Origin of the sequence: Rhodococcus sp. C3V (assembly GCF_029269915.1) — a bacterium.
In the GTDB taxonomy this organism is placed as follows: Bacteria; Actinomycetota; Actinomycetes; order Mycobacteriales; family Mycobacteriaceae; genus Rhodococcus_F; species Rhodococcus_F qingshengii.
In genome coordinates this window covers 139,036-151,833 of sequence record NZ_JARJBE010000013.1, presented here as the reverse complement: position 1 = coordinate 151,833, position 12,798 = coordinate 139,036, and the positions used below count along the sequence as shown (strand labels likewise).

Here is a 12,798-nt window from a genome sequence, read left to right as displayed (position 1 = left end):
GTGTGGATGATGATTTCTTCGAGTTGGGTGGTAATTCGCTCAATGCGACCAGACTTGTCAGCCGCATCAACCAACACGCTGGTACCGCGTTGCCGCTTCGGACGTTGTTCGATCACCCCTCTGTGGCGGAACTTGCTGTTGCACTGGACAATGCAGAGCGTGCCGACAGGCCTGCCCTCGAGATGCAGACTCGTCCGGAGCAGATCCCGCTTTCACTTGCACAGAATCGGATGTGGTTCCTCAATCAGTACGACGTCGCATCTGCGGCCTACAACATCCCGTTGGCCATCCGACTCTCCGGCATCGTCGACGTTACGGCGCTTCGCAGTGCCTTCGGTGATGTTCTGACGCGTCATGAGTCGCTGCGAACAGTGTTCCCCGACAACGGTGACGGCCCCGTCCAGATGATCCTGACACCCGAGGACGTCGAGTTCGATCTGAGCCCGATCGACGTCGACCGCGGTGACCTCGACACTCGCATACTCGAGGTCATGTCCGAAGGGTTCGACGTCACTGCTTCCGTGCCGATTCGCGTGAAGTTGTACCGCGTCGAGGAATTCGAGCATGTACTGGTGATGTCGGTGCATCACATCAGTGCGGACGGCGTGTCCATGACGCCGTTGGCTCGCGACGTCATGATCGCCTACGCGGCACGGTTGACCGGCCAGGCCCCCTTCTGGGCGCCGCTGGAGATCCAGTATGCCGACTTTGCGCTGTGGCAGCGGGTGCTCCTCGGTGACGAGGCTGACCCGAAGAGCATCGCATCGACTCAGATCGATTACTGGAAATCAACATTGAACGGGATTCCGGAACTGCTCGAGCTTCCGGCCGATCGACCGCGACCGGCGGTGGCCACCCAGAACGGTGCGATGGTTCGCTTCGACATCGCGTCCGAGATCATGGATCGCGTTCGTGAGATCGCCGATCACCACAACGCAAGTGTGTTCATGGTGATTCACGCTGCGTATGCGGCACTGTTGGCGAGAGTGTCGGCGAGCACCGACATCGTCGTCGGCACGCCCGTGTCCGGACGAGGCGAAGCGGCTCTCGAGGATCTCATCGGAATGTTCGTCGGCACGGTCGTCCTGCGAACGGATGCCGACCCCGCACTGACGTTCGCGCAGTTGGTCGACCAGGTGCGTGACCGAGATCTGAGTGCGTTCGGCAACGTCGATGTGCCTTTCGAGAGACTGGTGGACGCTCTGCAACCTGTTCGCTCACAGGCTCACACACCGCTGTTCCAAGTCACGTTTGCCTACGAATATATCGAAGACGCCACGTTCGAGCTTCCTGATCTGCGGGTGTCCGCCGTCGAATTCGACGTCACTCCAGCTCAATTCGATCTTGCCTTGACGTTGTTCGAGACCACGGAATCTACCAGCGGCGCAGACACCGAGTCGGTAGCGGTGAGTGGCTCGCTGACCTACGCGACGGATTTGTTCGACCGTTCCACGGCTGCGTCGTTCGCCGACCGATTCGTCATGATGCTCGAGCAGCTGACGCGGGATCCCGCGAGAGTAATCGGGGATATCGACGTTCTGAATCGGGACGAGCAGAACCTACTGGTGCCGGTGCGAGGACTTACGGCGGCGCATCCCGCGACTCTGTCCGAGCTGATTTTTGCTGCGGTCTCGTCGAATCCAACGGGGATCGCCTTCCTGTGGAATGGCCGCGCCGTCACCTATACCGAGGCCGACGAACTCTCGACCCGCCTCGCTCACGTCCTGCTGCGACGCGACATCACACCGGAAACATTTGTTGCGCTGGCTCTTCCACGATCGCTCGAATCCGTCCTCGCAGTCTGGGCGGTTGCCAAGACGGGTGCCGCATATTTGCCGGTCGACCCGAGTTATCCGGCCGATCGCATCGACCACATTCTCGAAGATTCTCGAGCGAGGTTGGGTGTGACGATCGCCGAGCAGCGTCAGTTCCTGCCCGACGACGTTGAATGGTTGGTTCTCGAGGACATCGCCGAAGAACTGGCGGCAGCCCCGGTGAGCGCGAGCTGGCCGCCGGTGCGGATCGACAATCCGGCGTACATGATCTACACGTCAGGTTCGACGGGCAAGCCCAAGGGCGTGGTTGTCACTCATTCCGGTCTCGCCAACTTGGCGGCCGAACGGCGTGAGCACTACCAGATCACGTCCGACGCCCGGTTCCTGCACACCGCGTCACCCAGCTTCGACATGGCTGTCGGCGAAATGATCTCCGCGCTCTCTGCTGCAGCAACATTGGTGATCGTTCCGGTGACCACGATCGGTGGTGACGACTTGGCCGAGTTGTTGGACTCGCAACGGGTCACCCACGCTCTGATCACCCCGGCCGTTCTGAGCACGATCGCCCCCCACGACCACGAACATCTTCGCGTTCTCGGTGTGGGCGGTGAAGCGGTATCCGCTGAACTGGTCGATCGTTGGCAGCCAGGGCGAACGATGCTCAACGGCTACGGACCGACCGAGGCGACCGACATCTCCACAGTTGCAGACCTCGAAGCGGGACAACCTGTCACGGTCGGTAAACCTGTGCGCGGATTCCGGACCCTGATCCTGGACACTCGACTGCGACCGGTGCCGATCGGTACGCCTGGTGAACTGTACGTGGCGGGGCCCGCTTTGGCTCGCGGTTACCACAACCAACACATTCTCACCGCAACACGATTCATCGCCGATCCCCACGGTGATCCTGGACAGCGCATGTACCGGACCGGTGACATCGCTGCCTGGACGGCCGATCTCACCATCGAGTACCGCGGACGGATCGACAGTCAGGTCAAGATCCGAGGTCAACGCATCGAACTCGGTGAAATCGAGGCGGTAGCAACACAATGCGACGAGATCGCGCAATCCGTGGTGCTTGTCGTCGAGACTGCACTGGGCAAGCGGCTGGCGGCATACCTGGTGCCGCAAGCTGGGCGCGTGATCGATACCGAGTCCGTAAGGCGCTATCTGGAGTCCGCGCTGCCACGACCGATGGTGCCCGACGCGTATGTCGTGCTGGACGCTCTACCGGTGACCGTGAACGGAAAGCTTGACCGCAAGGCTCTTCCCGCTCCGACGTTCTCCGCGTCGAAGGTGCGCTATCGAGCACCCGCGTCCGAGCCGGAAGAGATCCTCGCTTCGCTGTTCGCAGACCTGCTCGGTGTCGAGTCGGTGAGCGTCGACGATTCGTTCTTCGGGCTCGGCGGCGACAGCATCGCATCTATCCAACTGGTCTCCCGAGCGAAGGCTCGTGGTCTCGTGATGACCCCACGAGACGTCTTCGAACAGAAGACTGTTGCCGCGCTGGCACAGGTCGTTTTGCGATCTGACGCGCCGGCGCAGATGGTACTTGCCGAACTGCCGGGCAACGGTGTCGGAGAGTTGCCGCTGACGCCGGTGATGCACATGGTGCTCGGCAGCACCGATCACTTCGATCGCTACTCACAGTCGATCGCACTGGATCTGCCAGTCGGCGTCGATCAGGCGGGGATCGTCGCCACGGTGGCCGCCGTCGTCGATCACCACGACATGCTTCGGTCGACCTTGCACAGCAAAACTTTGCACGTGGCCGAGCCCGGAAGCGTGGACGTGGCCGCACGTGTGCGGAAGGTCGACTTCGATCCCGCTGCCGTCGACAGCGCGGAAAGCTTGACCGAATTGGCACGATCCCAAGTGGAACTGGCTCGACGAGAACTTGATCCGCGCGGCGGTGTCATGTTCGCGTGCGTATGGCTCGCGCCGGTGGGTGACGCGGAAAAGGCGACCGGGCGACTGCTCGTCGTGATGCACCATCTGGTCGTCGACGGAGTGTCGTGGCGAATCCTGGTGCCGGACTTCATGACCGCGTGGGCACAGATCTCCAATGGTGCGCCGGCGCAGCTGGCACCTGTCGGCACGTCGATGCGTCGCTGGGCACATGCGCTGCAGGACAGTGCAGTTGGGGCGACGGCAGAACTGCCGGCGTGGCGGGCAATCGTCGACGGCGAGGACCCGGATCTGGGATCGGCGCGCTTCGACCCCTCGCTCGATCTGGTCGCAACTGTCCGCGACATCGAGGTGCGCGTCGACGCGTCGACGACTCAAGCACTGCTGACCGAGCTTCCGGCCGCGTTCCGTGGCGGCGTGAACGACGGTTTGCTGACAGCTCTGGCGCTTGCAGTCACTCGGTGGCGTCGCGAACGAGGCGTGCACACCACATCGACGCTCATCCAGATGGAAGGTCACGGGCGAGAAGAGCAGACTGCACCCGGTGCTGACCTCTCGCGTACCGTCGGTTGGTTCACCAGCGTCTATCCCGTGCGCCTCGAACTCGGTGCGCTCGACATCGACGACGCCATGCGCGGCGGCGTCGCGGCGGGTCGGGCCGTGAAGTCGGTCAAGGAACAACTGCTCGCCGTGCCCGGTCGTGGCATCGGCTACGGGGTCCTCCGATATCTGACCGGCAGTGACATGTCCGGCAGTGACATGACCGGCAGCGACCCGGGTACACCACTGCCGGACGGCATGCCGCAAATCAGTTTCAACTACCTCGGTCGCGTGTCTGCCGGCAGCGTCCCGGAGGAGTTCGCCGATTTGGGGTGGACTCCGTCCGTGGATGTCGGTGACATCGAAGGCCCCGGAAACCCCGACATGCCTGCCGCCGCAGTTCTCGACATCAACGCGATAGTCACCGACATTTCGGGTGATGCCGAGTTGTCCGCGACGTTCTCCTACGCCGGACGCCTCCTGACCGATGCGGACGTCCGAGACTTGGCGGAGTACTGGGCGAGCGCGCTTCGGAGCCTGGTTTCCCACGTCGGCAGCGGCGCGGGGGGAGGCCTGACGCCTTCCGACGTTCCGTTGGTGACGGTCTCTCAGGAGGACATCGATGTCTGGGAAGACCGGTATCCGCTGGTCAGCGACATTTGGCCACTGTCGCCGTTGCAGCACGGACTTGCCTTCCACTCGTTGCTCGCCGGCAACACTGCCGACGTTTATCAGACCCAGATGGTTCTGGAGCTGACAGGAACTGTCGATCCGATACGAATGAACCGGGCCGTGACTGCTCTGCTGAACCGTCACGACAACCTACGGACGGCCTATGTCGCCGATCTGTCCGGCGAACTCGCGCAAATCGTTCTCGGTGAGGTCGATGTCCCGTGGCGTGTGGTCGACCTCGGTGCCGAGCCTGCGAGTGAGCGCGAAGCTGTCTACGAGCGAACCCTCGAGCGCGATCGATCCGAGCGTTTCGATTTGGCAACACCGCCATTGCTTCGGTTCACGCTCATCACTCGAGATCCCGGTCGACACGCGCTTGCGGTGACACTGCACCACATTCTTCTCGACGGGTGGTCGATGCCGCTTCTGATGAAGGACCTGATGGTTCTGTACGCAACGCACGGCGACGAATCGGTGCTTCCCCGCGCAGCGTCCTATCGTAATTACCTGTCCTGGTTGAATTCTCGGGACGCTGCGGAATCCGAGTTGGCGTGGGCCGAGGCGCTGTCCGGGCTCGAGCAGCCGACCCTGCTCGCCGGGGAAGGGTCTGCTGGTTCGAGTACCGGCACCGTCGAGTCGGTCGTTACCCAGGTGGAGACCGAACTCGCCGAGCATCTCGGTGCCTTCAGCGCCGACAACGGCGTCACATTGAACACCATGATGCAGGCAGGTTGGGGAATCCTGCTGGCGCGCCAGCTGGGTCGAACGGATGTCGTGTTCGGTGCAACCGTGTCGGGTCGTCCTCCCGAGCTCGATCATGTCGAGTCGATGGTCGGCCTGTTCATCAACACTCTGCCCGTCCGGGTCACGATCGACCCCGCGGAGTCTTTGCGTTCCTTGCTCTCACGGCTGCAGGCAGAACAGGCGGCGCTTCTCGAGCACCACCAACTCGGACTGACGGAGATCGTCAAGAGCGTCGGAAATGCCGCTGACTTCGACACGTTGTCCGTCTTCGAGTCGTACCCCGTCGATACGGAAGGTATCGCTGCAACGAGCTCGATCGACGGGATGACGGTCACAGCAATCACCGGTGACGATGCGACCCACTATCCGTTGACACTTACCGTTGTTGCCGATGACGGCATTTCATTCACGCTCAAGTATCAGCAGGATGTCTTCGATGCTCCTACGATCGAGGTTCTGCGCCAGAGGATGCTTCGGATCCTGCGTGCATTCGTGGAGTTGCCGGACACCGCTGCCGGAAACCTGGATGTTCTGGGGCCCGACGAGCGTCGCCTGCTTGTCCCGGTATCGGGCCTGCCGACTGCGCCCAGCGCAACCCTGGCTGATCTCATCGCTTCCGCCGTCGCACAGAACCCCGACGGAATCGCGATCTGGGCCGACGGGCGTGCGTGGACATACCGTGAAGCGGACGCCTGGTCGAACCGCCTTGCTTCCATTCTGCTCGATCACGGAGTCGGTCCGGAAACCTTTGTAGCCGTGGCACTCCGGCGATCGGCAGCGTCCGTGATGTCGGTGTGGGCAGTGACGAAGACCGGCGCCGCCTACTTGCCCGTCGATCCTGACTATCCGGTTGAGCGGATCGAGCACATGATCACAGACTCCGACGCTGTCATCGGCATCAGCCGAGGTGGGAATCAACTTCCCGATTCGGTGCGCTGGCTCGATCTGGACGCACTCGAAACCGCGATCCAAGAGCTACCCGACTCGAGTATCGCGGGAGCGGCTCGCATCGACAATCCCGCCTACATGATCTACACGTCCGGATCCACGGGCAAACCGAAGGGCGTCGTGGTCACGCATGGTGGTCTCGCGAACCTTGCCGCCGAGCGTCGTGAGCACTATCGCGTCGACTCGCGCTCACGATTCCTGCACAACACCTCGCCGAGCTTCGACATGTCGGTGGGTGAAATGATGTCGGCGCTTTCCGCGGCGGCGACTCTGGTCGTCACACCACCCTCCATTATCGGCGGCGACGAGTTGTCGCGGTTCATGATCGACCGCGAGGTCACCCACGCACTGATCACTCCGGCGATGTTGACGTCGATGGAACCGGAAGGGCTCGAGGAGCTTCGAGTCCTCGGTGTCGGCGGTGAAGCGGTTTCCGCCGAACTGGTCAATCGTTGGCAGCCCGGTCGAACCATGCTCAACGGGTACGGACCAACCGAGGCCACCGACATCTCCACCGTCGGTGATCTTGTCGCGGGGAAGCCGGTCACGATCGGATCGCCCGTACGCGGTTTCGGCACGGTGATCCTTGACGCTCGACTGCTGCCGGTGCCGATCGGGACACCGGGTGAGCTGTACGTGTCGGGGCCGGCTCTAGCCCGGGGGTACCACGATCAGCTAGTGCTCACGGCAACCCGATTTGTTCCCAACCCGCACGGGCAGCCGGGGGATCGTATGTATCGAACCGGTGACATCGCCGCGTGGACACCCGAACTCACCATCGAGTATCGGGGCAGGACCGACAGTCAGGTCAAGATTCGTGGCCATCGCATCGAACTCGGCGAGATAGATGCGGCACTGCACGCCCACCCGGACGTCGATGTGGCCATGACCCTCGGCAAGCGGACACCGTCCGGAGACACGGCGCTGGTGGCGTACGTCGTGCCGGAGCCGGGAACTGCGCCGGAGGCGGGCCACGTCATCGCATTCGTATCAGAGTTCTTGCCACGTCACATGATCCCGAGTGCCGTCGTCTTCATCGACAAGGTGCCGATGACACCGACAGGGAAGGTCGACGAGAAGGCATTGCCGACTCCTGATTTTGCGTCGAAGATCGTGTATCGGGAGCCGAGCACGCCTACGGAAATCGCTGTGGCCACAGCCTTCTCGGAGGTCCTCGAGATTGCTGACGTCGGCGCCGACGACAACTTCTTCGAACTCGGTGGCAACTCACTGTCGGCGATGCGAGTAGTGACCAAACTGCGGATGTCGCTTGCTCGCGAGATCCCACTGCAGTGGTTGATGGCCGAGCCGACTCCGGCGTCGATTGCGATTCGTGTCGACTCCGGACAAGAATCTTCCGGGGCGCTGGACGTCGTGTTCCCGATTCGGACGACCGGTGATCGGCCGCCTGTGTTCTTCGTCCATCCGATCGTCGGCCTGGCCTGGAGCTATGCCGGCTTGGCGCCGTACATCGATTCGGCGACTCCGATGTACGGGATCCAAACTCCAGCAGTCTCGTCCGCGGATCCGCTGCCGGAGTCCATCGAGTTCACCGCCGCCAGGTACCTCGAGGAAGTTCGAAAAATCCAGCCTGAAGGTCCGTATCACCTTGCCGGTTGGTCGCTCGGTGGCGTGATCGCACACTCGATGGCGGTGCTATTGCAGGCAGCGGGCGAGTCGGTCGATTCGTTGGTGATGCTGGACAGCTTCGCCCATGCCGCTGAAGACGGCGAAGGTACGGACGCTGACGACGACGCGGACATGGGACTCGAGTTCGCGCGAGCCATGGGCGAGTTGACTTCGGAAGATGTCGGCAGGCTTGTCTTCGCGGCCCGGCACAACGACACGTTGATGCAGACTCACCAGCCGGGGATCTTCGATGGCGACGTGCTGTATTTCACTGCAGCGCTGGATGATCCATGGCTGAACCGGGGAATCGATTCATGGCGTGCACACGTGAGCGGGGATATCGTGAATCACCCGGTCGAGTGCACGCACTGGGACATCACCTCGCCCGCCGCTCTCGAGACCGTTGGTCCGTTGATGGCGCACAACTTGGAGAGGATTCGACGGATGTCCTGAGTCGGGCGGGCGTGTTCTCGAGACACCACCTGCGTCAGGAATGGGTGCTTTCCCAGGCGAAACCGTCTGGGTCTGTGAAGGTTTCAGACGCGCCGGCAACGGTCAGACGGTGTGATCCGGTGCCTTCCGGAGCAACCCCGGCATCCTTTGCCAAAGCGCGGCGACCATACAGTGCGAGTGTCACATTGTTTGCTGCACTGGTGAATTCGACGTACTTGCGACCGAAGCTCTTGGACACCTCGAGTCCGCGGTCGAGGTAGAACTGCTTGCTGGCCTTGACGTCTTCGGCGCCGAGCAGCAGCACGAGGCTGTCGATCGTGCGGGTGGCCGGCCCGTCGTTCTTCTTCGACGACGTGGCGATCTTCCAGATGGAACCGTCTGGAGCCTGGACGACTCCGCCGTATCCCCAGAGGGATTTCTTGACAGGCTTCAAGGCGGTGGCACCGGCTGCGAGTGCTGCGCCGACGAAGGCGTCGACGATGTTCGGTTGGGAGACGACGAGCGAAAGGGTGTACCCACGAAACCCTGTTGTCGGTTCGTTCGATTCGCGTAGCTGGATTCGATCTCCGACGCCGAGAGCGTTGTAGAAGGCTTCGGCTGCCGCGAGGTCGGGAACGTCGAGTATCACGGATTTCGCGGTGGTCATCTGGGCGCTCCCTGCTGATGTGTGGATTGGCGACGTGTGGTCGGAAGTGGACTTCTGTGGTGTGTTCATGTGTTTCAACGTAATTGCGGGTCCCGTGGCTGTGCTTCTCGATTTCTGATCGGTTTGCTGAGACTGCTTGCAAGGTGCAGCACTCACGCAGGCCTTAGGTGGGCGATTTGTCGTGAATATCCTGTTCAGCCGATGTTTTCTCGATAGGCTGGTGAGCGCTGATCGGACGTACCTCACGCCACCATGGAACGGGGAAACCAGTGATCGCACTGCGAGGAAAGTCGTTAGCCGCAGCAGTAGTGGTGTCCATGACGATGGCGTTGGCCGCGTGTACCTCCGGTGAATCGGCGCCCGAGGTGGGCGGCAATTACGGCTCTGGCGGAACCGCCGTCGACTATCGGGAGCCGGTGAAACTGAGTAGCCGAGATGGTGTTCTCGAGGTGCGCTTGTCCGCTCATCAGGGAGTGATTCCGCTCGATACCGCTTCGGCGCCCGTGTCGAATTTTCTGCTCTTCGGGTACGAGGTCATCCGGGGTACGGCGTCGGACGGATCGACCTCGGCGAGTGACGTCTATCCGGCGCCGACTCTCCGCGTCAATCCCGGGGAGCGATTGATCATTCATTACGACAACGATTTGCAGGATCTCACGATCCAGGACTTCTACGATCCGGCATTCACACCGGCGGGCGGGGACGTGCCGATCTATCCGCCGGCGCTGACGTCGGCTCCGCTGAATCTGCACACGCACGGAGTGCACGTGAGTCCGGACGGCAATGCGGACAACGTGTTGCTCAACATTCCCGCCGGCCAGGGAAACGTGTACGACTACGCGATTCCGGGGACGATGCCGAACGGTCTGTACTGGTATCACAGTCACCGGCACACCCTCACCGCCCAGCAGACGTACATGGGCCTGGCCGGGCTACTGGAAATCGGCCGGCCGGACGGCAATCTGCCTGTCGTGACGGCAAACGACGTTCCGATTCGCGATATGGCACTGCAGTACAACTTCGTATTCGACCGAAAAGGAAAGGGCCGACAGCTCAACGACGCGAACTGGCCCCAATTCGTCAGTACGTTGACGCCACCCGCCGGTACGGAACTAGCCGACGGCACGTACCGTCCGAGCCTTGCTCCGGTGAATTTCTCGGACACCACCGAGGGCACGCAGTATTTCACCAACTGGTACACCGGACCGTTGTCCCCGGCCAATCATCGTGGACAGAATCAATTCGTTCCAGGCAATCTGCAGAGCTTCGTGGGTGAATCGACGACTGTACCGGCCGATCCTTCACTGCCGGACAACCAACGCGATGTGCAGTACACCGTGAACGGTCAGTTCCAGCCGTCGCTGAAACTGAAGCCGGGGCAGACCGAGATCTGGGTGCTTGCCAACATCAGCGACTTTGCCTACATGCCGGTCACGTTGACGGAAACCGCAACCGGCGCCCATCCGAAGTTCGCCATCGTAGGGCAGGACGGAAACCCGTTCGACGAGGTCAGGCCACCCGTGGACGGGGACGGAACCAGGCTGGTGATTCCGCCGGCCTCGCGATACGCAATCGCAGTGACGATGCCGGAGTCCGGCGATCTGGTGCTGGAGATGCCTCCGCTCGAAGGTGCGAAGCCGGTGAGCAATCCAGGCATTCTCTACACCAACAACGGTACCGACAATCCGCCCGCCGAACTCGGAACCGTCACCGTCGACCCGTCGGTGATCAGTTACGCGGACGGATTCTTCACGTTCCCGACTCAGCAGTTGATCCGTGCGACGCCAGACGAGGGTGAAGGAAAGACGACTCCCTTCGAGTTCGGACAGAACCTCGATACCTACACCCCGTTCGTGGATACCGCAGCGATGACGCCCGACGTGACCCGCAACCTCACAGTGTCCGGTGGGTTCGGAAACGAGAAGGCCAGCAACAGTGATCCGAAGGCCTTCACCTACGAATTCGCCGACAACACGTTCCCCAACATTCCGCTGATTCAACCGCGACTGAATTCCGTTGAGGAATGGAAGATCACGAACCTCAACAACGACGAACACCCGATGCATATTCACGTCAACGACTTCCAGGTAACGGAAGTTGTGGATCCCGTCGCAGGTACCACGACAGGGGTTCAGCCATGGGGAATCGACAACGTTAACGTGCCCGCTCCGGTGACTGACGAGAATGAGAATGCTCTCGAGCCTGCGTCAGTGACGTTGCGAACGAAGTTCACCGAGTACACCGGAACCTTTGTGATTCACTGCCACCGACTCAATCACGAGGACAACGGTTTGATGGCGACTGTCAACGTGATTCCCGAGGTATCGACATATGCCGTCGCGATACCTGGTTCGGCCGGCGTGCCCGCCAAGGTGCAGATATTCGATGCCAACGGCGACAAACTGATCACTGCTGTGACGCCCTTCCCGTCGTTCGAAGGCACCCCGAGTGTTGCGATGGCGGACGTGAACGGAGACATGGTGCTTGATCTGGTCGCTGGAACAGGTGCAGGCTCGGCTCCGGAAGTGGTGGCGTACAACGCAGTCGGCGGCGTGCCGTTCACCGACGAGTTGGCAAGATTTGCCCCCTTCGATGTGGGTTTTCGTGGCGGAGTGAACATCGGCGGAGTCGATATCGACGGAAACGCACTGGCGGACAACATCATCGTTGCCTCGGGCCCAGGGATGGAGTCGCAGGTCAAGATTTACTCCACCGACCTTCCGGCGGACAAGAGGTCCGCACCCGCAGAATTCGGTTCGTTCTCGCCGTACCCGGGATCGAGTAGCGGAGTCACGTTCGCAACCGGAATGGTTGACAGTCACTCCGGTCGAGCGAGCATCGTGACCGCACCGGGTGCGGGCGAGGAGCCGTTGATCAAGACGTTCCGCTACGACCTGTACGAACCGACGGCGGCTGCGCAGGGCGGCTCCGATGAACACGCAGGTCATACGGCTGGTCCTGTAATGACGTCGCAGTTTTTGGCATTCGATCAGGGCTACCGCGACGGGGTGTCTCTGTCGACGGGTTGGGTGGCCGGCGCCGAGGGCGGAGCAAAGTCGATAGTGGCAGGCATGCTCGGAGGAGAAGGATCAATCCGCGTCTTTTCGAGTGGATCCAGGCTCGACGGTGCACCCGAGATGTACCTCGAGAGTCCAGATCACCATTCGACGGACGTGGCGTTTCGGGAGGTTGCAGCTTTCGACCCGTTCACCGGTCCAGGTTCGGGTGTCGGAGTAGCCACGACGAGCACGACTACCGGCGCGGATCTCCTCGTCAGCGGCAGCAACGGAACGGGTGCCGAAGTTCGGAAATTCACTCTCGGTCGTGCCGATCCGTCTGCGACCACATTGACACCGACGCTTGTGGGAACGCTGCCGCCCTATCCCGTCGGCGGGGGAGTTCTGCCGCTCGGCGGCCGATGATCCGGTTTTGAGAGTTACTGAAAGTAGTTTCATATCAACGGGTCTCGAGCCTTCCTGTTCT

General features: G+C 61.6%; 3 protein-coding genes. 2 read left to right on the top strand and 1 reads right to left on the bottom strand.

All coding sequences use genetic code 11. The annotated features are described in order from the left end of the window. Nucleotides 1-2 precede the first annotated feature (2 nt). Nucleotides 3-8,669, top strand: coding sequence for a non-ribosomal peptide synthetase (locus tag P3G66_RS27120; protein ID WP_276117370.1), 8,667 nt, complete (start codon nucleotides 3-5; stop codon nucleotides 8,667-8,669). A gap of 34 nt (nucleotides 8,670-8,703) precedes the next feature. Here the strand turns inward: P3G66_RS27120 and P3G66_RS27115 are convergent, their stop codons facing one another. After that, complete coding sequence (locus P3G66_RS27115; RefSeq protein WP_276117369.1) at nucleotides 8,704-9,315, bottom strand: glyoxalase; 612 nt, start codon at nucleotides 9,313-9,315, stop codon at nucleotides 8,704-8,706. 317 nt (nucleotides 9,316-9,632) lie between these two features. Here P3G66_RS27115 and P3G66_RS27110 point away from each other — a divergent pair, with 317 nt between their 5' ends. Then, complete coding sequence (locus tag P3G66_RS27110) at nucleotides 9,633-12,737, top strand: multicopper oxidase domain-containing protein (protein WP_276117372.1); 3,105 nt, start codon at nucleotides 9,633-9,635, stop codon at nucleotides 12,735-12,737. The last annotated feature ends 61 nt before the right edge of the window (nucleotides 12,738-12,798 follow it).